The organism is Crinalium epipsammum PCC 9333, assembly GCF_000317495.1.
Taxonomy (GTDB): Bacteria; Cyanobacteriota; Cyanobacteriia; order Cyanobacteriales; family PCC-9333; genus Crinalium; species Crinalium epipsammum.
The window spans coordinates 4,046,817-4,070,429 of sequence record NC_019753.1 but is presented as its reverse complement, the minus strand read 5'-3'; the positions used below and the strand labels follow the sequence as shown (position 1 = coordinate 4,070,429).

Here is a 23,613-nt window from a genome sequence, read left to right as displayed (position 1 = left end):
ACACTTAACTCATGCTTCACTTTAAACATTCGTCGTTAATTGATGCACCAGTGGAAGTTGTCTGGAGTTTTCACGAAAGACCAGATATACTACAAATTCTTACTCCGCCTTGGCAACCAGTTCAAATCATTCGCCGTGAGGGGGGGTTAGATGTTGGTGCGATATCTGAATTCCGCCTTTGGTTAGCATTCTTGCCGATACAATGGTTGGCACGTCATACCGAATGCCAAAAACATCGGCTATTTACTGATGAGCAAATTGCTGGTCCAATGGAGTATTGGGTGCATCAACATCAATTTGATGAAAAAAATGGTAAAACCAGATTAACAGATGCGATCGCATATAAAATACCTGGTGGTTGGCTTGCCGAATTGCTCTTAGGATGGTGGGTAAACTCTAGACTTGAGCAGATGTTTCGCTATCGGCACACTGTCACCCAACGTGAGTGTAGCACTTAGAAATATTTGCCCATCCTCATTTTTTCTTAATAATAAATTAAATGCAAACAACAGCAGAGTATATGTGTGCCTATTGCGGCGAAACAAATTCAACCTTTGTTGATTTTAGTGCTGGCGGGCAGCAGTCTTATATTGAAGATTGCCAAGTGTGCTGCCATCCTAATACTTTATACGTTCGCTTTGACGAAGACACCCTAGATATCGAGATAGATAGCGAGTATGAAGATTTTTAAGTAATTAAATCATTTATATTGGGCATATTATAGCTATCATTCTCTGAAATAACTGCTTAAGCATTAAGTTATATATCCAAACCAAGTAATATTCTTAACTTGATACTAAGTTTTATTAAAAGAATGCTTTAATCATTGAGCAGCGTAATCAAATTAAGCTATAAATGTAAAATTATGTCAAACGTCAAACTTGAATTTATTAATAAATCAGCCTTGCAACTGTTTTTAACAGGTGCAGCCTTATTTTTAATTACACCTTCGGCTCAATCTTTACAACCATCGAGTCGCGAATCTAAGAGTGAGAATAAGTTAGAAAATATAGCAGACGCTATCCAAGTAGGTTTACCGACATCGGCTAATTCATCTACTAAAAAAGTTATTCAAGTAGCTCAGGTTTTCAAGGATGTATGCCCACCTAATACTGATGTATACCGATCTGGGGAAACCAGAAACTATTTAGTTCAAATATGTGCAAGTGAGAATGGTAATTTCACTTTTGTTGGTGTTACAAAAAATAATAGCTCAGACAAAATTGTACTCTCCGTACCCAGTAATAGTGGTCAACAGTTTGTTGGGGTTAGCGGTAATAACCGTTATATCCTGAATAGGAGAGAGCTAAGAATTATTCAAAATGGTAAAAAATTCACTGAACAAGTGCTACAATGGTATGAAAAAATACAATTAAAGCAATAAAAAGTTATCGAATATTTTTTATAAAAAAAATTAATGACTAGCAAAAAGTTTTTAAATCCGCTAATTTTATCCAAATGTTTTTACGGAAAAAATCTGACTTAAATAAAAAATAGCTTAATTATTCTTTAACTTTCATGGAATTGATCAGCAGTTCAAAGTTAATATGAGTCAATCAACCCAAATAGCTCTTAAAAGGGCAGCAATAACAGCTAGTTATTTGCCCCAAGTTTGAGCGAAGCTGTGATGACTATGATTACACCAGTTAAGCCTCACTACCCAGCAGGGGGATTATATTTTAGTATCGGTACACAAATACTGATCTTTCCCCTAAAGCATACAGAAGTCAAAGCTAAAATTGCTGGCAATGTGTCACGAGTGCAGGTGGCGCAAACTTTTGAGAACCCCTTTAATAAAACTTTAGATGCTGTTTATATTTTTCCACTACCTGAAGAAGCAGAAGTGGATGAGATAGAGGTTCAAATTGGCGATCGCACTATCAAATATAACCTCAAATTAGATCCAGAATCCGAAGCTACCTCTGAACTAACCACTAACCAACAACAGACAGTTAGTTTATTAAAACAATATTGGCAAAATATCTTTACTCAGCATCTTACCAACATCAAGCCAGGTGATTTAATTGTTATTACAATTTGTTACACTGATAGTCTCAAGTTTGTTGGCGAAGATTGTGCTGAAGTAGGCAAAGGTGATTATGAATTTGTCTTACCTATGAGTGTAGCATTGAGCTACTTTTCCCCAAGTAAGCTTAATAGCAATAATCAACTTACTAAAACTCTAGTGATTAATCCTACAGCCGCGCTACCACTTATGCGCCGGAAAAATGAGCTTAATCTAACAGTCGAGATTAATTCTAGTGTAGGAATTACTAATTTATACTCGACATCTCACGCCATTAAAATTGCACAAGTAGGTCAACTGATGCGAGTAGAACTAACAGACGTTGACACGATTCCTAATCAAGACCTGATATTACGCTATCAGATTGGAGGTAAAGATAAATCAAGTAAGCGATCGCCAATATCACCTAACTTAGCAACAGAAATCTTAGCCCAAGAACAACCTACTAATCCTCAAAATTATAGCCAATCCCAAGTTAATTCTTCATTTAAAATACTACCTACTCACCCCACTTCTAACCTAGATTTAACTGAGCCTATTGCTAAGGGGGAAGAGAGTTTTACTCTCAATTTGAGCGATGGCAATTTTAGCAATCAGGAGGTAGAAGAAGATTTAAACAACATCATACCAGCACTGCAACCTCAGTTACAAATTGTTAGCATCACAGGCTTAGATGAAACCGTAACTGCTGGGATGATGCAGCATTTAGCGATCGTGAATTTGCCTAGTGGTTTGAGTGGTGAATTGGTGTTTAACTTTATAGTAGATTTTAGTGGACGGGTAGAACAAATTATCTGGGAACAAGAAACTTCAACTTTTAAACAAGCAGTAGTAATTGAATTAATTAAACAATGGCTTTCCACCTGGAGAGCGCCTAGCGGTATTAACAGTTCTGTCCGTCTAAGATTGCGAATTGAGTGAGCATTAGCCATCAATTTTATCCTAACGGCTGAAAGTATCAGCTAAATGTATAATTTCCCATGAAGTGTTAGTTTATCTGTTGAGTTGTGAGCGGAATTTTGGTGCGTATATACCTACGATAATGCTTAAAAATTAGCTAGAACTAGCTGATGAGGGCTGATTAGTTAATTCTTCTTTACCTGTGTTTGGTAGAGGGGGACGCAAGCAGAGATAAGCTAATGCGCCGAATAAGGGTATTAATGATACTGCCCAGAAAATTTGGGGATTATTAATCCCGCGTCGTGCCATGTCATCTCCCAAAATGGAGGGAAACAAAAAACACAGTACGCAGAAATCAATGCTCATTACATGGATAAAGCGGGAGGTTTGGAACTGGTAAATATAATCTTGCCAATTGCCACCAATCAAACCGTATGCTATTAAAGCAATACTGGCACTCAAGATAAAAACTCCACAAGCACGAGAATCAACAATTTTTAAGAGTAAATCTTTCTTGCCAGTAAATTCAGTATTAGGTTCTCGCAGTGCTAAATATGGCAATAAGCTAAATGCACCTATTCCAAAAGAAAACGCGATAAATGGCGAAGCAGGGATCTTTTGTTGTCTACCATCAATAAATAGTAAACAAGCATAGATCATTGGCACAATCCCTAGAAGGTTGAATAAACTTACAACTATGGGATTAATACCTTGCCAATTGCCCGCGATCAAATTTTTAATCAGTTCTAAGGTGTTTGGTTGATCGGGAGGAGCAATAAAAAAGGCATATACTGCCAACCCCACCCATAACAACCCTAATGCAATTTTTCTGCTCATTATCTTCTGGAAAAAATCAATTAATTAGGTGGGAGTAATCAGTGACCAGTGATCAGTGACCAATGACCAATGACCAAATTTATGCTGGTTCTGTGAGGGCATCAGATAAGTAGTCGGCGGCAGATTCTACAAGTGCGATCGCATTCTCATATAACATTCTGGTTGGTCCCAAAATCCCTACACTACCTACTGGTACAGAACCTTGATGATAAGTAGCAGACACTAGCGCACAAGTCCGCATCGGTTCTAAAGGATTTTCTGCGCCAATTCTCACACTTACCCGCTTCCCAGGTGTTTTTTGTTCAGACCAATCAAAGATTAAAGACCATAGCTGATCTTGTTCATCTTCCAGTAGGTGTAAAAGTGTTTGCACTTGTTGTAATTCAGAAAATTCTGGCTGACGCAATACCTCAGCAACTCCACGAATCATAATCTGCGTTGCAGCAGGTTTAGCAGTACGACGGCTTAAATCTAGCAACAAAGTTTTAAGTAAAGCAGCATATTGTTCAAATTCTCGGTCTAACTCACTCCAGTCTAGAGTTGCTAATTCTAAGAGCGATCGCCCCCGCAAATTACTATTTAAAAAGTTAGATAAAATTTGCAACTCTCGCTCAATAATTTCCGTATCCGGTTGGGTATCACCTAGTTTTGCTGGTGGTAACTGCATTAATACAGACTGAGTTTCATAAGCATCTGTCACCACAATCAGCATTACCCGCCCTGGATCAATCTGCACTAACTGTAGATGTCGCAAGCGGTTAGTACGAGTTTGAGGGATTGTGATCAGGGTAATATACCCGCTAAGTGTTGCCAGAATTTGCGCTGATCCTCGTAGCAGCGCCTCTAAACTCCAATCGTCCCAATTCAAACGTTCTGTAAATAATTGTTCCACCTGACGACCAAGTGTGTCTTCAGGCTTAATCAATTTATCAACATACATCCGATATCCAGAATCAGAAGGTACTCGTCCCGCAGAAGTATGAGGCTGATAAAGTAATCCTGATTTTTCTAAAACTCCCATTGCACTGCGAATCGTCGCGGGGCTAACACTGAGGTTATACTCCTCTACCAAAGCCTTAGAACCCACTGGTTCTGCCGTTGCTATATAGTGACGGATAGTTGCCCAGAGAATACGTTGTTGCCGATCTGTCAAACTAACTTGCATAGACTTTGTTAAAGCTGCTAAATAGAATCAAATTTTTAAAACAATGGGAATTATTGACAAAATGTACTTTTGAGCCGTGATAATATATTGCACCCTCTTCTCAAATTAGCCAAGCAAAGACATTTAATGTATGTTTAGAGCCTCTAGCTGTATTAAATGTTGCTAGTACTCGTAAATTTAGTAACCAGAGGTTACTCCCAGATGTTTGTTTAACTATAAGTTATTTAAGTCTCTTGATAGTGGGAATGAAATCAAGTAGCGGCTAATTACTCTAGCCGCAGAATACAGTAGTTAATACTGAGGAATTGAGTGATCTACCAAAATTGAGTAAGCATCAATACCGCCAGCCACATTTTTGACATTAGTAAAACCTTGATTCATAAGCCACTGGCACATTTGAGCAGAACGAATGCCGTGATGACACATTACTATTGTCTCTTTTTCTAAATCAAAGCGGCTATGGATTTGGTCAGACCATTCTGCATATTCGCTTAGGGGTAAGATCTCAAATCCTTCCAGAGATGCGATCGCAACTTCCTGTGGTTCTCTGACATCGACTAATTGCAAGTCTTCAGTAGACTCGGCTAACCGTTGGGCTAATTCTTCTACACTAATCTGAGTAACAGGTTGGCTAAAATTTTGAGCAGACATAAATTAATCCTGAGTTGCATATATAACAATACTCAAATGCCCAACCTCTTGGAGAAGGTGGAAATCTGACCATTGTTATGATTTTGTAAGGAAGCAAAGCTGAAATAATATTCTCTGGTATCAAATTATTTATTGCGATCGCTCTGCTAGTATCTTCTAAATTTCATACTATGAAACTACGCTTATTTTTCTCTGCTTTGATAGCTGGTGTGCTAGTGCTGCTTTTACTGGGCGCTGGTGGCTTTTACTGGTTGATTTCTAATAGCCCGCTAAATCTCCTCAAAGGCGGTGCTACAAGTAACCCAACGGCGGCTATATTTGTACCAAAACAAGCACCTGTGATGGTGTCTTTGCTGGTAAATCCAGAACGCTTGGAGGCATTTAGCCAAGTGGTTGCCCCTGTAACACAGCGATTGCGATCGCGTGCTGAACTTAACCAAATTAAAGAAAGCTTACTTGCAGGCACAGATTTAGAATACTACCGAGATATCCACCCTTGGTTAGGTGACGAAATCACTTGGGCGCTAACTACTCCTGACATTGACCGCAACCGCGAGAACGGAGTACAACCAGGCTACTTACTAGCAGTTACCACCAATGATGCTGAACGTAGCCGTCAGTTTTTAGAACTTTTTTGGCAAAAACAAACAGTTGCAGGAGCCAATTTAGTTTTTGAACAATATAAAGGTGTAAAGCTGATTTACAGCAATCAGCCAGTATTAGTTAGTGGTACTAAATCTTTAACAAATCTGACAACCGCAGTAGTAGGTGATCGCTTTGTCTTATTCGGCAATCATCCTAAAGTGTTGCGCGATGCCATTAATAATGTCCAAGTTGGTAATCTGAATAATTCTCGTCAATATCAACAAGCTTTAGAAAAATTAACTGATCAAAAAATTGGTTTAACATTTGTTAATCTTCCAGCAGTAAAAGCTGGGCTAGGAAATAATGATTCAACAATAGAAAATTCTAAACCGTTTGGAAGTTTAGCGATCGCACTGGGAATAAACCGCCAAGGATTAATAGCAGATACATCCTTAATTTCAGCTAACCAAGAGAATCTTACCGCAACCTCTCCGGCATTGTCTCAACCAGTTACAGCTTTGCAGTATCTACCAAGTTCGAGCTTTCTCGGCATTGCTGGTAATGATTTAAATCAATTTTGGAACCAAATATCAGCAACACTGAAAACCGACAATACTTTATCCCAGCTACTCAACCAATCAATAGTATCTCTACAAAAGTCTTGGGAAATTTCTTTACCACAAGATATTTTTAGTTGGGTGCAAGGTGAATATGCTTTAGGAATGCTACCTCGTAGCGATCGCAGCGAACCAGATTGGATTTTTGTGGCAGAAAAATCCCATGTTGCTGACGAGGCAATTGCCCATCTAGACACTGTTGCCAAGCAGCAAGGCTTTAACGTTGGCTTGTTACCATTAGATAATCAATCAATTATCGGTTGGACAAAACTGATCACCGTTCCTGTCAGTAACGGGAAAACTCAAAAGGTGATGAAACTTGAAGCACAAGTGGAAGGAGTTCACACCAACGTAGGTAAATATGAAATTTTTGCCAGTTCCGTAGAAGCAATAGATCAAGCACTCAAAGCAAGTGATAATTCTTTGCTAAATAGTGAAAAATTTAAGCAGGCGATCGCACCTTTACCGCAACCCAACGATGGCTATGTATATCTCCAGTGGCAAAATATTGAGCCGATTCTAGAGCGTCAATTGCCTATTTTAAAAGTAGTGGATTTGATTGGTAAACCCTTCTTATCTCATGTGCGATCGCTTAGTTTGAGCAGCTACGGCAGTGAAAACAATGTCCAACACAGCAAAATATTCTTCCAACTCAGTAACATAAATGACTGAAAAGCTAGTCAGATGATTCTCTAGTTCTTAAATGGTCATATCTGCGAGTAGTGCGGGATGGCAGACTTTCTAGCGCTGTAATAATCAATAACACCAGGAAAGCCTTGCTCAGTCTGAATTAGTGTAAAACCGATTGACACTCCCCTGCCTAAAGGCGAGGGAATTCTTTAATCAACGAGCCGACTTGCTCTGGCAAAATTGCTTCAGCCAAAGTAGAGGTCGATTCTCCTAAAGCGTTGCTTGCGTCCATCGCAAAAGTTCCGGTGTGTCCCACCGTACTCAATCCTCGACTAAGGATATTTTTAGCAGCGTTTTCATCCCTATCTACTACACAACCACATTTACAAATGTGTGTTCGAGTAGATAGGGATTTTTTTACGATTTCACCACAGCTAGAGCATTCTTGGCTTGTATATTGCGGGTTAACCGCAACCGTGACTCGCTTAAATACCTTTCCAAAGTACTCAAGCCAAACACGAAACTGATACCAAGATGCGTCATTAATAGACTTAGCTAAACAATGATTTTTCACCATATTTTTAATCCTCAAATCTTCATAGGCGATCAAGTCGTTAGACTGAACTACGCACCTTGCTAACTTCACAGCATGGTCTTTGCGTTACCTACTTATTTTGAGGTGGCGTTTACCTAAAATCTGTCTAGCCTTGCCTCTATTTTTTGAACCTTTAACTTTCCTTGAGACTCTTTCTTGAGAACGCTTGAGGACTTTTTCTCCTTTACGAAGAAATCTGGGATTTTCGACTGTTTCTCCCCTTGAATCGGTATATAAACTATTCAATCCAACATCTAAACCGATTGTTTTACCGGACGGCTCAACTGTCTCTAATCGATCAACAGATATACAGAATTGAGCGTAGTAGCCATCGGCACGTTTTACCAACCTAACTCGCTTAATTTGGTCAATCTGGTAAAAGTGTAAATCGCGCGTTCCTTTTAAATTGAGCTTTCCAATCCCTTTCTTATCGGTGAAAGTAATGGATTTCCGGTTTGCCTCCAAGCGCCAGCCTGTCGTTTTGTATTCGACAGAACGGTTGTTTTTCTGGAACTGCGGAAACCCCTTTTTCCCAGGAATTTTCTTTTTGCAGTTGTCGTAAAATCGGGCTATTGCCGACCAAGCTCTTTCTGAGCTAGATTGACGAGCCATGCTGTTTAGTTCATCGCAAAACGGAAACTCTTTAGCTAGAACAGCACTATACTTATTCAGGTCGTACTTGTTAACCTGTTCGTTATCCATCCAAAAGCGCAATGCCTTGTTGCGGATGAATTGTACTGTCCTAATTGCTTCGTCTACAGCATCAAACTGCTGTTTTTTGCCGTATGCTTTGAACTCAAGAACTAGCATGATTTCGACCTGATCACGATATCCTTATGCTATTAGTGTCAGCTTAAACATCGCTAGACTTGGTTACAAAGCTTTACAAAGAGGCGTAAACACCTCTGCGAGTTTTCATCCCTGGGCTAAAGCCACAGGGTTTTCAACTTACTTTCTTATAAGTTTTTGTTCGGACTTCACCCTATTAACTTGCTTATAAAAGTGTGCCGAGCAACTCAGGAATCATTAGGATCAGAAATAGGAGAAAAAAAACACTACACATATCTCCAAACTGATTTGTCAGCTAACGTTATAACTCCTCACGGAGGATTAAATGATTAGATTTCTTGTAGACGTGCTAGTGTTTGTGATTAACACGCTTTATCGCGATCGCGCCTACCAACGCTTTTATGTCCTAGAAACAGTCGCTCGCGTCCCTTATTTTTCCTTTCTATCCGTTTTGCACCTCTATGAAACCCTTGGTTGGTGGCGCAAAGCAGATTGGCTAAAAGTTCACTTTGCTGAATCTTGGAATGAACTGCACCACCTACTCATCATGGAATCATTAGGTGGTAATAAGCATTGGGGCGATCGCTTGTTCGCCCAAACCACTGCCCTTGTATACTACTGGGTAGTCGTTGCACTCTATTTAGTCAGCCCCCGTACCGCCTACAACTTCATGCAATTGGTGGAAGAACACGCTCATCACACCTATGAAACCTTTGTGAAAGAGCATGAAGCAGAACTTAAGGCGGCTCCCGCTCCCTTAGTTGCGATCAACTACTATAGGGACGGCGACCTGTATCTGTTTGATGAGTTTCAAACTGGCGTAAAACCTGAATCTCGACGACCTGCTGTTGATAATCTGTACGATGTCTTTGTAAATATCAGGGATGACGAAGCAGAGCACGTCAAAACTATGTTGGCGTGTCAAAAATTGGATGCTCAAAAAACTTTCAAGAGTCCTCATACTGTTTTATCACCCGATGACCATGTAGTACTGCCGCCAGTAAATAATCAAGAGGTAGAGGTAGAATTACACTCTGCCAATCTGTAGAAGGTACAAGCAAAGAAACAGAAATTACACTCTCTGTTTATTTGCTTGCTCAAAAATAATATATACCTCTAAAGATGGGCGTAATTTTCGATAAAAATAATACTTTTATTAATCTCCAAAGCACCAAAATAGCAAAATTAAACCACCTGTAACCATCAACCAATGTGGCAGTGTTAAAAGATGGAGTAACTGCAACGGGAAAAACACCAGCACCTCAGAAAAAAACCAACTGCCAACTAATACTAGAAGCATTAAAATTAAAAGAGGCATAACATCCTAACTTCCCTGGGTAACGAAAAGCTCAAGCGATCAGGTATTGATAATTAAGCCTACTGTAGCGAGTTCCCTAATAAAATTAGCCAGCTTTAGCTAAAACAGGAACTAAAACTATTGATATTAATTCTTATTTATAAAAACACCATCAAATTTTAATCACTCATGAAGGTAATAGTATGCGCTTTTTCAAAAATTTAGGAATTTTAACTTTAACCACAGCGTTATTTGCTACGCCATCAATAGCCGAAAACGCCAATTTTGGTGAATTAACCTTAACGCCAGGTTTTAAAAAAACATCAATTAGAGGTTACACCGATGGCTCTTATTCTCTGCCATCAATTGCTAACCGCGATCGCAATAATAACGCTTGTATCGGTTTTGCGTCTCCTGCCCCAGATCACGTCATAATCTTGCAGAAAGACTTTGCCCGATTGCAAATAAAAGTAAATAGCCGAGGTAAAGACACCACCTTAGTAATTAAAGGTCCTGGTGGCACTATTCGCTGTGGTGATGATACAGGCAAAACTAAAGATGCCTCTATCTCCGACACCAAGTGGAAAGCAGGCGAGTATCAAGTTTGGGTAGGTTCAATTGAATCTAAGCAAACTTGGAACTACACTCTTTTTATCCAAGAGTAAATTTAATTTAGTCGCAATTTAGGCATTTTGGCAGAGGTACGCTCGAAACACCCCTATAACGATAAGATAGTATGTGGACTATTTTGCCAAAAGTGGTAACTAAGAGTGTTTTCTACTTTCTTAGCTGACTTTCGTATTATCTTCGAGCGAGATCCTGCCGCCCGCAACTGGCTGGAAGTTTTGTTGTGCTATCCAGGGTTACAGGCGCTGCTATTTCATCGCTTTGCTCATTGGTTAAACTCATTTAAACTTCCTCTCATTCCGCGATTTATTTCCCACTTAGCACGCTTTTTTACTGGGATTGAAATTCACCCTGGAGCGCAAATTGGACGGGGTGTATTTATTGATCACGGCATGGGTGTAGTGATTGGGGAAACCGCCATTGTAGGAGATTATGCTTTAATTTATCAGGGTGTCACCCTTGGGGGTACTGGTAAAGAAAGCGGCAAGCGTCACCCAACATTAGGCGAATATGTAGTAGTTGGTGCTGGTGCTAAAGTTTTAGGTAATATCGAAATTGGCAGCAACGTTCGTATCGGTGCTGGTTCAGTTGTGCTACGCGATGTACCTTCTGATTGCACAGTAGTAGGTATTCCTGGTAGGATTCTGTACCGCTCTGGTGTAAAGGTAAATCCCTTGGAGCATGGTAGTTTGCCTGACTCGGAAGCGGCAGTAATTCGTGCCTTGATCGACCGAATTGAATCCCTTGAGCAGCACGTGCAAGAGCTACAACAGCAACCTTCTTTGACAATGGCTGTATTTCATAAAGCTAAAGCAGACAATGACTCATCAAAAGTGCCAGTGGGAGCCGCTCCCTGTTGCGGTGTTGATGATGGCATAATTCGGGACTTTTTAGATGGCGCAGGCATTTGATCAATTAAAAATTAACAATTATCAATGCTGATGAGTTTGTAGGTTGGTTAAGCGCAGCGCAACCCAACCTAGATAATTGTTAATTGATTATTAAGGATTTACTGCTTGAATGCTATCAAGACGGTAAAGGCAGCGATTATGTGGATCACCTCGTAATTCTAGGTGATCTACTTCTATTGGTTCGAGTAGCAATAAGCAAAAATTTGGTAATGGTTCAACCGCGTCTGGTAGCGTTGGCGAAAAAGCTTGCGAATCTTCCTCCCTATTTTTACCAGGGTAGCGCCAAGTAAATTGTAAACGAGCCGCATCAGAAAGTTCTTGCCACGTGGCAGATCGCGATCGCACTAACCTCGCATCACTATGATTATCGCCTACCACGATTAGCTGACCGGAAATCCGAAACTGTTCCCGTGTCTCAGGAAAATACCAGCAAGCTTCTCCCCAAGATTGATGCTGGATTTGTTCTACCTTCTCGCTGCGGGAGTCTGTGATAAATTTAAGTTGATTCGTATCTTCTAGAAACCCTCGAAATACCACTGTACGATTAGCAGGTCGCCCATCAGTGCGAACTGTTGCTAGTTGTAAGTAACGAGCATAAGGTAGACTACGGTTTCGCTCAAGAGCATCTGCGAGATGCGATCGCCAGGGTGCAAGAGACATTGTATATTACGCCTTTCTATAATATAGCTACAGGCAATCAGAAGTTGGTAATAACACAAAGATTAAAGGAAAAACAATTAAGTTTTTTCTCTTTGCTTGCCAAAATCGAGATTCTGTTCCCTGGGATATATTAAAAAATCTCATAAATTACTCTCTGCGCGATCGCCCGTAGAGTACCATTCGATTAAGTTTACTGGCAAAACGCTAAGTAGTTAGATGCTTTATAAGGCAACCTGGTAATGGGATGGCACAGTGACGCACCAGATTGATCTGTAATTGATATTAGAGATCAATAAACACAGCATGAGCAAGTTGTTATCCGTAGCTTGTTCACTGCAAGTTGTATTACCTAAAACAAGCTGTTGAAATTGGGAATCTTGAAAATATGAATCAATCAACTCCAGAATCAACCCAAGAATTAATAGCTAATTGTTATCCCTTAGTTCCTGAGTCAATTATGACTCCTAGTAGATGTGAATTAAGTGATATCGAACTACAAATTATTGCAGGAAATTTACCAGAACACTTGCATGGTCATGTGTTCGTTGTCGGCCCAGTAGGTTCTGTCAACTCCGGCGACTTTCCCGATCCTGACGGTACTTCCATTTTAGATGGCGATGGCATGGTTTACCGCCTTGACTTTAATCAACCAGGAAAAGTCAAGTTAAAGACAAAGCTTCTCAAGCCACCATGTTACTACGCAGACAAAGCCACACGCCCTGGAACTAAGTATGCCAAATATCAATTTCGCAATCATGGCATTTCCAGATTTACTATCTCTTTGGGTTTGCGTAATGAATTGAATACGGCTTTTTTGCCAATACCATCTAGTGGTAACGGCAACGACCGTTTGTTGGTAACTTATGATGCTGGTCGTCCGTATGAGATTGATACAGAAACCCTTGAGGTTGTTACCCCTATAGGAGCAAATCAAGAGTGGCGATCAGAAACTTCGTTAAAATTACCGTTTCTACCAATTTTAAGTACAGCACATCCTGCCTTTGATGCTTACACTAAGGAGATGTTTACAGTTAATTACGGCAGGTCAGCCGGAAATTTTCTCGAAAGCATACCTTTCATTTACGAGATCGATGAACTGCCGCAAGTAATTGATGAATTGCTAGAAGCGATCGCGCACTTGATATCAGCACAAAATTTTATTAAAGATTGGTTACGCCTATTCTGGCGATTTTCTCAAGACATCTCACAATTTTATCTCAGCTTAATTACTCAGGTTACTAAATTAGAAATTGATGATTTTCTTTATTTAATTCGTTGGAATGGTGTCAGCGAATTGGAACGCTGGAAACTTGTAAATGCTGATGGCACACCCATCAAAATTAACCAAAGCATCCACCAAATTGCAGTTAGTCAAGATTATGTAGTTTTAATGGATACAGCATTTACTACTGGCATAGAGCAAGTACTTAACAAACCTTTTCCCTCTAGCCAGGGAACAGAAAGACTGCTCAGAGAATTGCTGTCACGCCCATCTTCGCCTGATTCTTCTATATATATAGTGCGTCGTACTGACTTAAAAGCAGGACAAAAACCAGCTTGTAGCCAGCTAGAAGTTACAGTAGTAGCGCGGAAAGTCGTAATTCCACTAGAAGCGGCTCACTTTCTAGTAGATTATCAAAATCCTCGTGGAGAGATTACATTACACGTCGCTCATATTAGTGCAGCAGATGTTTCTGAGTGGCTGCGTGAATATGATGTATCGGCATACAAATCTCACGATCCTGTCCCTAATCGCCTATATGGGATGCAACAAAATGAAATGGACATCAGCCGTTTGGGACGTTATGTAATTGATTCAGAAAGCGGCAGAATTTTACAGTCAAAAGTTATTTACGATTCTCAGTGTACTTGGTTTGTAGCACTCTACGCTTACCGTGACAGGCTACCGACAGGAATGCCTCCTAAGCAACTAACAGATATTTACTGGGTTTCTTTGGGACTATGGAAAGAACTAACGACAAAATTTATCTATCATTTGTACAAAGATTATAAATATCGAGCAGTGCCATTGCCAGAAATGCTGCGACTAGCAGATCAAGGTATACCAGCCTGCTTGTTCCGATTACACACTTCTCCTGAGTCAATGGCGATCGCTGATTGTTACCAGTTTCCTAGCGGTTACATCGCCAGTTCTCCTCAGTTTATACCACTGAATGAACAGGAAGAAAGCCAGACAAATGGCTACATTATTTGTACTGTTTGCGCTCCAAACAACCATGAAGTTTGGATTTTTCATGCTGAACATCTGGCGCAAGGGCCTTTATGTAAACTAACTCATCCTTCATTCAAATTCGGCTTAACTATTCACACAGCTTGGTTGCCTAAAATTGCCCCTCGCACAGCCACATATCAAGTTCCTGTACGGCAAGATTATCAAACATTAGTTAAGCAAAAATCACCAGAAATCCAAGAACTATTTGAAGATCACGTCTACCCGCACTTTAAATAACTTTAAAAGTACGTAATTCAGGGCAATCTAAGCTGTTAAATCAGGAGATGAGTTAACAGCTTTAGACATCATCTACTCTTACTACCATAAAATTAAAATAAAATTTTAATTACCAATCATTAATATTTATGTTATCTACCGAAAACCGCAAGGTGTTGATTCCAAACTATACAATTTTAGAGACAGTCGCTGAATCTCAGAATACTCTTATTTTTCGTTGTTTAAAACAAGAATCACAACAGCCAATTTTACTTAAAATTATTAATTACAAATATCTTTCAGCAACATATATTGCTCAATTGCAGCATGAATACACAGTTAGTAGAAATCTTCAGGTAGAAGGAGTTATCAAACCCTTAGCTTTAGAAAAACAAGATAATATTTATTTATTAATTTTAGAAAATTTTAATGGGTATTCTTTACAAAAAATTTTTAAGACTCAAAAATTAAAATTACTAGATTTTTTAATTCTAGCAATTCAAATAGTGCAAATCTTAGAAGAAATACATAAACACCATATTATTCATCAAGACTTTCAACCAGAAAATATCATTGTCAACTTTAAAGAAAAAAAAGTAAAAATTACAGGTTTGAGTCTTTCATCTTTACTTTTTCAAGAAACGCAAATACCTACTAATCCACACCAACTTAAAAGCAATCTTAGCTATATATCTCCCGAACAAACAGGTAGGATAAATCGCTTTATTGATTACCGTACTGACTTTTATTCTTTGGGCGTAACATTTTATGAAATGCTCACAGGACAGTTACCTTTCCCGACAACTGATGTGATGGAACTAATTCACTGTCATATTGCTAAACAGCCTGTACCTCCCCATCAGTTAATCCCAGAAATTCCCTTAGTAATTTCAGATATTGTGATGAAGTTACTTAGTAAGACAGCAGAAGAAAGATACCAAAGTGCTTTTGGAATTAAAGTAGATTTAGAAAAATGTTTAAATTCTCTTCAAAATCTAGGCAACATTCCCCAATTTCCTCTTGCTGGAAATGATATATCCGAGCAACTGCAAATCCCACAAAAATTATATGGTCGTGAAGGAGAAATTACTCAACTTTTAGCAGCTTTTGAGAGAGTTAGTAATGGCAAAAGCGAAATGATTTTGATAGCTGGATATTCAGGCGTTGGTAAGTCAGCTTTAGTAAATGAAATTCATAAACCAATTGTCGAAAAGCGCGGCTATTTTATTTCAGGAAAATTTGATCAGTTCAAACGTAATATTCCTTATGCTGCCTTAACTGAAGCTTTTTCAGAACTAATCCGGCAGCTACTAACAGAAAGTTCTCAAAATATTGAAAACTGGAAACACAAAATTTTAGAGGCGGTAGGTGTTAATGGTCAGGTAATTACTGATGTAGTTCCTGAAGTTGAATTGCTCATTGACAAACAGCCAAACGTGCCAAACTTAGGTGCAACAGAATCCCAAAATCGCTTTAATTTAGTTTTTCAAAAGTTTTTAGGCGTTTTTACCCGCCAAGAACACCCACTGGTTTTATTTTTAGATGATTTACAGTGGGCAGATGCAGCTTCACTACGTTTAATTAAGTTAATAAGTTCTGACTATAATAGCCAGTATCTATTGATGATTGGGGCATATCGAGATCATGAGGTAGATGATTTTCATCCATTGACACAAACTATCAATGAAATAAAAAATCATAGCACGATCAGCGCTATCAATCTTCGTCCTCTCAATCTTATTGAAATAAATCAATTAATTGCCGACACGCTAAAATGCAACCTAGAAAATACCGCAAGTTTAGCTAACTTAGTTGGTAATAAAACTCAAGGTAACCCGTTCTTTTTGACGCAGTTACTCAAAAGCATTTATCAAGAAAAAATATTATTTTACCAGCAAGATTTTCATTGTTGGCAATGGGACGTTGAATTAATCAATAACTTGGGTATAACTGATAATGTTGTTCAATTAATGGTGAGCAAACTTAATAAACTAGATCATAAAACACAAGATATTTTAAAGCTGGCGGCTTGCATAGGTAATAGATTTTCTTTAGAAATTCTTTCAATAATTAATGATCAATCTTTAGTTACTACTGCCCATCAACTTTGGGAAGCACTCCAAACTGGTTTAATTTTACCCCTCAGTAATGCTTACAAAATCCCTTTACTCGCTACTACTGAATTATCAGTATTGGAAAATAATTTTAGCTGGCATCAAGAAAACTTGGTGATTGAATATAAGTTTTTGCACGATCACGTACAACAAGCTGCCTATTCTTTAATCCCAGAAAATCGTAAACAAGCCCTTCATTTAAAAATAGGTAAACTACTCTTAAAGAATAGCCGACCTCAATACATAAAAGAGCAAATATTTGATATTGTTAATCACCTTAATGTTGGTAGCGATTTAATTACTCACCAGCCAGAGAAAGATCAATTAGCAAGGCTAAATCTTTTAGCGGGTCAAAAAGCTTCATCTGCAACAGCTTATAAACCAGCAGCCAGGTATTTAAGGGCAGGTTTAGAATTGTTAGCGCCTAATACTTGGGATTATCAATATCAGCTAACGCTAGATTTATATTTAGAAAGAATAGAAGCAGAATATATTAACACAAATATTGAACAAGCTACCCAACTTTCTGATATTGCTTTAGAACACGCTAAAACGGTTTTAGATAAAGCCAATATATACGCTTTACAAATTAAGTTTTATATTGCCCAAAATGATTGCCCCAAAGTATTAGATACAGGTACGAAAGTTTTGGAAATGTTGGGTATAGATTTGGTACAAACAGCACCACAAAATTTAATAAATGAGGATTTGCTTGATTTACCTAACATGGATGATCCTTATACATTAGCAGCTATGAATATTTTAATGCTGCTTTGTCCAGTTGCTTTTATTTCTAATAGTCCTCTAGGCTTACCATTTGTTTTTACAATGTTTCAACTTTCTAAAAATTTTGGTAGCTGTAAAGAAACTATTTATGCTTATGCTATTTATGGGTCTGCACTTTGTGGCCCATTAGCAGATATAGATGCTGGGCAGGGTTATTTTAAAATATCTTTAAAACTATTAGATAAATTTGAGGCTATAGATTTAAAGTCTAAAATATATAATATACTTGCGGCTAACATTTTACATTGGAAACAACATATTAAAGAAACTTTAAAAATTTTAGAAGAGTCTCTAGAAAGCGGTTTAAATACTGGCGATATTGAGCAGGTTTGTCATGCTGCTTTGTTTTATTGTGAACATGATTTTTTTAGAGGTCATAATTTAAAATTGCTCGCTAAAAAACAAAAAAAATATATTAATTTGATTGCTAAATTCAAACAAAGTTATCAATTAAATTATACTAAAATTTGTGGTCAGACGGTATTGAATATTATAGGTGTATCAGGCAATAAAGATAATTTAATTGGAAAGCATTTTAATGAATTAGAAGTTTTACCCCAGCTTTTAGCAGATAAAAGCGTACTTGCTATCTTTTATATTTATTTTAATAAGTTAATGCTGGCTTACTTGTTTAATGATTACCAGCAAGCAATAAAGAGTGCTGTGGCAGCCGAAGAATATACAGTATATGCACGAGCCATGATGGTATGGGGTGAATATAATTTTTACTATGCTCTCGCCTTACTTGCAGAATATTCTCATGCTACAAAAGATGAGCAAGAACGCTACATGACTACAGTAGTGGAGAACCAGCAACGGTTAAAACAATGGGCGGATCATGCTCCCGCAAATTATCAGCATAAGTATGAATTAGTAGAAGCGGAAATTAATCGAGTAAGTGGGGAAGCTTTCAAGGCGATGGAATATTACGATCGCGCCATTTCCAATGCTAGAGAGCAGGGATATATTCAAGAAGAAGCACTAGCTAATGAACGAGCAGCAGAATTTTATCTATCTTTAGGTAGAAATAGAATTGCTAGAGATTATATGACCGAAGCTTATAATGGCTATGTGGGTTGGGGAGCGATCGCAAAAGTACAAGATTTGGAGTCAATATATCCGCAACTAATTAATGCGATCGCAGTAGTAGAACCAGAAAATAATCGCCATCTAACTACAACTAGCAGTAACCCAGATTCAGCAATAGATTTAGCCACTGTGATTAAAGCATCACAAGCTATTTCTGGAGAAATTCGGCTAGATAAGTTATTAGAAAAATTAATGCGATTGGTTATTGAAAATGGGGGCGCACAAACAGGAAGCTTAATTTTAATAAGAGATGGCAAACTTATAGTTGAAGCCCAAGCATCACTAGATGCGGAATTAGTGGTTTTGCAACCATCAGTACCAGTAGAAACCCACCAATTTTTACCACAAACAATAATTAATTATGTCGAGCGAACCAGGGAAGATTTAGTTTTAAATTATGCTGGTAAAACAGAAATATTTTTGGCAGATCCTTATCTTGTTGGTCATCAAATTAAATCTGTATTATGTACCCCTATTCTTAACCAAGGTAAACTGCTTGGCATTCTTTATCTGGAAAACAATTTGCTAAGTGGTGCATTTACTACTGAAAGGTTGGAAGTATTAAAACTTTTGTCTTCCCAAGCGGCTATTTCTTTACAAAATGCTTTATTATATGCTTCTCTAGAGCAAAAAATAGCAGATAGAACGCAAGAATTAAATAAAAAAAATCGTCGCCTTAAGTTACTTAACACCTTGGCGCGTGAACTTAATTCTGGTCTAGCCGTTGAGCAAATAATTGAAAAAACTGTACAACGACTCAGCCAAAATTTTCCCGATTTTCGGGTAGGTTACTTCACTATTAATGACGATGGAATTTTGAGTGTAGTATATGCGATGTCTACGACGGGCTACGCCTACGCACCAGCAGAAATGCCACTGTCAACTAATGCTATAGCCGATTTAAAAACTACTCCTGCTTATTTATTTACCTTACGTCAAGGTCAACCTGTAATCGTTGAAAATATCAATACTGAAATTAGTTTAGCGTCGTTAACTGATGTTCTTCAAGCAACTGGCACACAAGCTTTATTAGATATTCCCTTAAAACAGTCAGAAAAATTAGTAGGTTTGCTGCGCTTTGACTCTATTACTCCTTATCAATGGAATCAACATGAAATTGCCACTTTAACACAGGTAGCTGACTACTTAACTGTAGCCTTGCGAGAAGCTTATACACAACAAGCGCTCGTACAAGAACAAGAATTTTTAAAAGCAGTTCTTAATAATGTACAAGCTGGAATTGTTACTTGTGATGCTGATGGAATTTTAACTCTCTTTAATCCTGCTGCTATAGAATTTCATGGCTTAGATCAAAAAGCAATTCCGCCTAATGAATGGTCAAAATACTACAAATTGTATTTACCTGACGGTAAAACTCTCATGAAAACTGAAAATATACCTTTATTTCGAGCATTACAAGGTGATAATGTTCGTAATGAAGAGATGATTATTATTTCAGCGCAGGGAGAGGTACGTACTTTACTCGTTAGCGGACAAGCAATTCTCGACCCCCAAGGCAAAAAGCTTGGTGCTGTAGTTGCTACACAAGATATTACCTTAATCAAGCAAGCAACTAATGAAATAGCATTAGCGCGGGATCAAGCATTAGCTGCTACCCGTGCTAAAAGTGAATTTTTAGCAACCATGAGCCATGAAATTCGCACTCCGATGAATGCCGTAATTGGCATGACTGGGTTGCTGTTAGATACTAACCTCACAGCAGAACAGCGCAAATTTGCAGAAATAATTCGTAATAGTGGGGAATTATTACTAACCCTAATTAACGATATTCTCGATTTTTCTAAAATTGAATCTGGCAAACTTCAATTAGAACTCCAGCCTTTTGATCTCCAGCAAGTTATTACAAGTTCTTTAGATTTACTAGCATTAAATGCCCTGAATAAAAATTTAAAGTTAACTTACTTGTTAGACCCTCAAACTCCTACCACAATCAAAGGAGATTCTACAAGACTGCGACAAATATTAGTAAATTTGCTCAGTAATGCTGTCAAGTTTACAGATAAAGGAGAAGTAATTGTTTCAGTCACAGCGCAAAAATTAGTAGCAGAAGAAAGTCTCAACAACTCAATATCTTACACACCCACATCTGACTCTGGGCTATACAAAATTCAATTTGCTGTTAAAGATACAGGTATAGGCATTCCAGAAAACCGCATGGAACGTTTATTCAAATCTTTTATGCAAGTTGATTCATCGACGAGCCGTCAATATGGAGGAACTGGACTCGGACTCGCTATTAGTAAGCATTTGAGTGAAATGATGGGCGGTCAGATATGGGTAGAAAGTGGCAACGCCATTTCCGGAAAGCCTCCTGCCAATTGGCAAAAGCCGATTTGGGATTGGGAGTCTACCAATCCTCAAGCACTTGTTAGCACTGAAGAACAATTTTTAAATTCTCAACCTCAAGGTTCTATATTTTATTTCACTATTATTGCGGCAAAAAGTTCTAGTTCTCCCGAAGTTACAGCCAATGCTGATAGAAAAAATCAGTTACATACAATTATCTCTACGCCATCTAAAATCAATCAAAATTTCGCTAAATATTTGCCTTTGCGGATTTTGGTAGCAGAAGATAATCGGGTGAATCAAGATGTAGCTTTACACTTACTGCAAGCAATTGGATATCGAGCCGATATAGTTAACAATGGGTTAGAAGTTTTAGAGGCTTTGCATAGTCGCCCTTATGATGTGGTGCTAATGGATGTGCAAATGCCAGAAATGGATGGATTATCAGCGACACAGCAGATTTGCTCTGAATGGGATAGTGAATCGCTTCCTTGGATTATTGCTATGACAGCTAATGCTATGCAAGGAGACAAAGAAGAATGCCTTGCTGCTGGTATGAATGATTATATTAGCAAGCCAATTCGTATAGAAGAGTTAATTCAGGCTTTGAGCAGGTGCAAACCCAAGAATTTATCCTTGGCTGGTAAACTGCAAAAGAGTGTTGAATACAATCAGCAACCTTCTGAGCTAACATCTCCAACTCCCTCGGTGGAAGATGATAGCCAAAATCCAATTGATGCCAAAATTTGGGCATCTTTACAACAAATGCTTGGTGTTGGAGCTAAGGAAGTGTTAGGGAAAATCATCAACACTTATTTAGAGGAGGCTCCGCGATTGTTGGGTGAAATCAATGCTGCTATTGCAGGAAAAGATCCAGCAGCATTGGTACTTGCATCTCATTCATTGAGGTCAGCAAGTGCTAATTTGGGAGCTATTAAGCTGTCTAAACTTTGTCAGGAGTTGGAATTAATGGGGCGTTCTGGTACTACGGTAGGGGCGCAAGAAATTATGCTGAAAGTTGATGCCATGTACGAAATAGTTAAGTCAGCTTTCCTGATTGAAACACAGCAAAGTTAAGCAATACATATATATATCTTTGTGATGTTTTACGTCTCAGAGTGCGATCGCAGCCTATATATAGCGCAACTCCCCAAAATTTTCAATATTTACCACTATATCTAAATAGCGTATAGTCGTGATCTGTCCAAAAAAGATTACTACTTGACCTATGGTTCGAGAGCTTGAGCGGGTACGCCAGACATCCCAGTTCCCTGAAACTGCACCTGCTGCTAACCCTGTATTTTTTAGAACATATAGCCGTCGTACAGCAGCAGGTCGTGAGACTTGGGAGCAGGTGTGCGATCGCACTTTAAGTGGATTAATTAGGTTAGGGAAGCTTACAGAGGCAGAAGCAGCAGTCATACTGAAGATGCAGCGCCAAATCAAAGCTCTCCCCTCTGGTCGTTGGTTGTGGGTTGGTGGTACAGAATGGAGCGAACAACCAGAAAATTTTTCTGGTGCTTATAATTGTACCAGTACTAATGTACTAGATTGGCGAGCTTTTGGTTTAATGATGGATCTTGCCATGATGGGATGTGGCACAGGTGCTGTCCTTGAACCGAGATATATCAACCAACTGCCAGCGATTCGCAACCGTTTGATAGTAACCAACCAAGGTGAACTTGGCGCTACTCCGGCTTCTGATCGCCGTGAGCAAACAGAAGTTAAAGTAGAGAGCGATCGCGTCACCATCCACGTAGGAGACTCTCGCCAAGGTTGGGTGCAGTCTTATCAAGCTTTACTAGAACTATCGAGTGATGAACGGTTTGCAGGAGAAATAAAAGTCTTTATTGATCTCAGCGATGTTCGTCCTGCTGGAGAAAAATTAAAAGGTTTTGGTGGAGTTGCGAATCCTGTTAAATTATCAGGACTTTATGAACGTTGTGCATCTATTTTAAATAAAGCTGTAGGACGGCAATTAAATTCAGTTGAATGCTGTTTATTAATAGATGAAGCTGCTGTTACCATCGTCGCTGGTAACATAAGGAGAAGCGCGGGCATGAGGCAGGGGGCAAGTGACGATCAAGCCTTTGCAGGTGCTAAAGAAAATTTATGGCAGCAAGATACTGAGGGGAATTGGCGCATTGATCCTGAAAGAGATTCCCTGCGTATGGCAAACCACACAAGGGTTTTTCATCACAAACCTACTGAACAAGAGTGCATAGATGCTGTTAGAAAACAGTATTACTCAGGGGAAGGTGCAATTCAATGGGCAGGGGAAGCTTTAGCGAGAGCAAATTGTGATTTAATCAATACAACTGAGCTAAAAATTGACTTTATCAAAGCTTATGATCAAGGCAAAGCTCAAGATTGGTTAAAACAGGGATACCCAAATTTAAATTTAGATGAAATAGAACATCGCTTAAGTCGTCTAGGCTTAAATCCGTGTGGTAAGTAATTTTGCCTCACGTTAAAAATTGGAGAAAATCGGAGAAAGCTGAGATGCTAATTCCGAGGTAAGTAAAGGAAATAAAAAACTTTTACCACCGTAGAGCGTAGGAACTGAACCTCGCAAACC

15 protein-coding genes and 2 pseudogenes are annotated in these 23,613 nt (G+C 38.7%); 11 read left to right on the top strand and 6 right to left on the bottom strand.

Features of this window, described 5'->3' with window-relative positions; all coding sequences use genetic code 11:
- Positions 1-11: 11 nt before the first annotated feature.
- From CRI9333_RS17750 to CRI9333_RS25100, 4 genes are all read left to right on the top strand, one after another.
- Positions 12-458, top strand: coding sequence for an SRPBCC family protein (locus CRI9333_RS17750; protein WP_015204555.1), 447 nt, complete (start codon positions 12-14; stop codon positions 456-458).
- 41 nt (positions 459-499) lie between these two features.
- Positions 500-691, top strand: coding sequence for a CPXCG motif-containing cysteine-rich protein (locus CRI9333_RS17745; RefSeq protein ID WP_015204554.1), 192 nt, complete (start codon positions 500-502; stop codon positions 689-691).
- Positions 692-865: 174 nt separating this feature from the next.
- On the top strand, positions 866-1,384 hold the full coding sequence (locus CRI9333_RS17740) for a hypothetical protein (protein ID WP_015204553.1): 519 nt from the start codon (positions 866-868) through the stop codon (positions 1,382-1,384).
- Positions 1,385-1,627: 243 nt separating this feature from the next.
- On the top strand, positions 1,628-2,947 hold the full coding sequence (locus CRI9333_RS25100) for an after-VIT domain-containing protein (protein WP_015204552.1): 1,320 nt from the start codon (positions 1,628-1,630) through the stop codon (positions 2,945-2,947).
- Between the two features lie 132 nt (positions 2,948-3,079).
- Here the strand turns inward: CRI9333_RS25100 and CRI9333_RS17730 are convergent, their stop codons facing one another.
- From CRI9333_RS17730 to CRI9333_RS17720, 3 genes are all read right to left on the bottom strand, one after another.
- The gene (locus CRI9333_RS17730; RefSeq protein ID WP_015204551.1) at positions 3,080-3,763 is read right to left on the bottom strand and encodes a hypothetical protein; all 684 of its coding nucleotides are present in this window, start codon (positions 3,761-3,763) and stop codon (positions 3,080-3,082) included.
- Positions 3,764-3,842: 79 nt separating this feature from the next.
- Positions 3,843-4,928 (bottom strand): heat-inducible transcriptional repressor HrcA, encoded by a 1,086-nt coding sequence (gene hrcA, locus CRI9333_RS17725; RefSeq protein ID WP_015204550.1) that lies wholly within the window; start codon positions 4,926-4,928, stop codon positions 3,843-3,845.
- Between the two features lie 291 nt (positions 4,929-5,219).
- Complete coding sequence (locus CRI9333_RS17720; protein ID WP_015204549.1) at positions 5,220-5,579, bottom strand: rhodanese-like domain-containing protein; 360 nt, start codon at positions 5,577-5,579, stop codon at positions 5,220-5,222.
- A 170-nt stretch (positions 5,580-5,749) separates the two neighbouring features.
- On the opposite strand from CRI9333_RS17720, the gene CRI9333_RS17715 reads away from it, so the two are divergent.
- Complete coding sequence (locus CRI9333_RS17715; RefSeq protein ID WP_015204548.1) at positions 5,750-7,453, top strand: DUF3352 domain-containing protein; 1,704 nt, start codon at positions 5,750-5,752, stop codon at positions 7,451-7,453.
- Between the two features lie 148 nt (positions 7,454-7,601).
- On the opposite strand, the pseudogene CRI9333_RS17710 reads toward CRI9333_RS17715, so the two are convergent.
- A pseudogene (locus CRI9333_RS17710) lies at positions 7,602-8,816 on the bottom strand (RNA-guided endonuclease InsQ/TnpB family protein).
- A 304-nt stretch (positions 8,817-9,120) separates the two neighbouring features.
- On the opposite strand from CRI9333_RS17710, the gene CRI9333_RS17705 reads away from it, so the two are divergent.
- Positions 9,121-9,843: an alternative oxidase gene (locus CRI9333_RS17705; protein ID WP_015204547.1), complete on the top strand. Its 723-nt coding sequence runs from the start codon at positions 9,121-9,123 to the stop codon at positions 9,841-9,843.
- A gap of 108 nt (positions 9,844-9,951) precedes the next feature.
- Here the strand turns inward: CRI9333_RS17705 and CRI9333_RS26850 are convergent, their stop codons facing one another.
- Complete coding sequence (locus CRI9333_RS26850) at positions 9,952-10,113, bottom strand: hypothetical protein (RefSeq protein WP_157462344.1); 162 nt, start codon at positions 10,111-10,113, stop codon at positions 9,952-9,954.
- A gap of 182 nt (positions 10,114-10,295) precedes the next feature.
- Between CRI9333_RS26850 and CRI9333_RS17700 the strand changes: the two genes are divergently transcribed.
- Both CRI9333_RS17700 and cysE read left to right on the top strand, forming a co-directional pair.
- Entirely contained in the window at positions 10,296-10,757 is a 462-nt protein-coding gene (locus CRI9333_RS17700; RefSeq protein WP_015204546.1) for a hypothetical protein, read from the top strand.
- Between the two features lie 105 nt (positions 10,758-10,862).
- Positions 10,863-11,630 carry a serine O-acetyltransferase gene (gene cysE, locus CRI9333_RS17695; protein ID WP_015204545.1) on the top strand — a complete coding sequence of 256 codons (768 nt, stop codon included), beginning with the start codon at positions 10,863-10,865 and terminating at the stop codon, positions 11,628-11,630.
- A 90-nt stretch (positions 11,631-11,720) separates the two neighbouring features.
- Here cysE and CRI9333_RS17690 read toward each other — a convergent pair whose 3' ends face one another.
- Positions 11,721-12,290 (bottom strand): Npun_F5749 family FMN-dependent PPOX-type flavoprotein, encoded by a 570-nt coding sequence (locus CRI9333_RS17690; RefSeq protein ID WP_015204544.1) that lies wholly within the window; start codon positions 12,288-12,290, stop codon positions 11,721-11,723.
- Between the two features lie 385 nt (positions 12,291-12,675).
- Between CRI9333_RS17690 and CRI9333_RS17685 the strand changes: the two genes are divergently transcribed.
- From CRI9333_RS17685 to nrdJ, 3 genes and pseudogenes are all read left to right on the top strand, one after another.
- A complete protein-coding gene (locus tag CRI9333_RS17685) occupies positions 12,676-14,760 on the top strand; it encodes a carotenoid oxygenase family protein (RefSeq protein WP_015204543.1) in 2,085 nt (694 codons plus the stop codon).
- A gap of 128 nt (positions 14,761-14,888) precedes the next feature.
- Positions 14,889-22,112, top strand: coding sequence for an AAA family ATPase (locus CRI9333_RS25095; RefSeq protein ID WP_015204542.1), 7,224 nt, complete (start codon positions 14,889-14,891; stop codon positions 22,110-22,112).
- A gap of 151 nt (positions 22,113-22,263) precedes the next feature.
- Positions 22,264-23,490: pseudogene (gene nrdJ, locus CRI9333_RS17675) on the top strand (ribonucleoside-triphosphate reductase, adenosylcobalamin-dependent); the annotation flags it as partial.
- Positions 23,491-23,613: the final 123 nt, after the last annotated feature.

What these genes read in the sequence shown, in the direction of transcription:
- CRI9333_RS17750 (WP_015204555.1), top strand. Translation starts at nt 12, where the DNA reads ATGCTTCACTTTAAACATTCGTCGTTAATTGATGCACCAGTGGAAGTT.
- CRI9333_RS17745 (WP_015204554.1), top strand. Translation starts at nt 500, where the DNA reads ATGCAAACAACAGCAGAGTATATGTGTGCCTATTGCGGCGAAACAAAT.
- CRI9333_RS17740 (WP_015204553.1), top strand. Translation starts at nt 866, where the DNA reads ATGTCAAACGTCAAACTTGAATTTATTAATAAATCAGCCTTGCAACTG.
- CRI9333_RS25100 (WP_015204552.1), top strand. Translation starts at nt 1,628, where the DNA reads ATGACTATGATTACACCAGTTAAGCCTCACTACCCAGCAGGGGGATTA.
- CRI9333_RS17730 (WP_015204551.1), bottom strand. Translation starts at nt 3,763, where the DNA reads ATGAGCAGAAAAATTGCATTAGGGTTGTTATGGGTGGGGTTGGCAGTA.
- hrcA (WP_015204550.1), bottom strand. Translation starts at nt 4,928, where the DNA reads ATGCAAGTTAGTTTGACAGATCGGCAACAACGTATTCTCTGGGCAACT.
- CRI9333_RS17720 (WP_015204549.1), bottom strand. Translation starts at nt 5,579, where the DNA reads ATGTCTGCTCAAAATTTTAGCCAACCTGTTACTCAGATTAGTGTAGAA.
- CRI9333_RS17715 (WP_015204548.1), top strand. Translation starts at nt 5,750, where the DNA reads ATGAAACTACGCTTATTTTTCTCTGCTTTGATAGCTGGTGTGCTAGTG.
- CRI9333_RS17705 (WP_015204547.1), top strand. Translation starts at nt 9,121, where the DNA reads ATGATTAGATTTCTTGTAGACGTGCTAGTGTTTGTGATTAACACGCTT.
- CRI9333_RS26850 (WP_157462344.1), bottom strand. Translation starts at nt 10,113, where the DNA reads ATGCCTCTTTTAATTTTAATGCTTCTAGTATTAGTTGGCAGTTGGTTT.
- CRI9333_RS17700 (WP_015204546.1), top strand. Translation starts at nt 10,296, where the DNA reads ATGCGCTTTTTCAAAAATTTAGGAATTTTAACTTTAACCACAGCGTTA.
- CRI9333_RS17690 (WP_015204544.1), bottom strand. Translation starts at nt 12,290, where the DNA reads ATGTCTCTTGCACCCTGGCGATCGCATCTCGCAGATGCTCTTGAGCGA.
- CRI9333_RS17685 (WP_015204543.1), top strand. Translation starts at nt 12,676, where the DNA reads ATGAATCAATCAACTCCAGAATCAACCCAAGAATTAATAGCTAATTGT.
- CRI9333_RS25095 (WP_015204542.1), top strand. Translation starts at nt 14,889, where the DNA reads ATGTTATCTACCGAAAACCGCAAGGTGTTGATTCCAAACTATACAATT.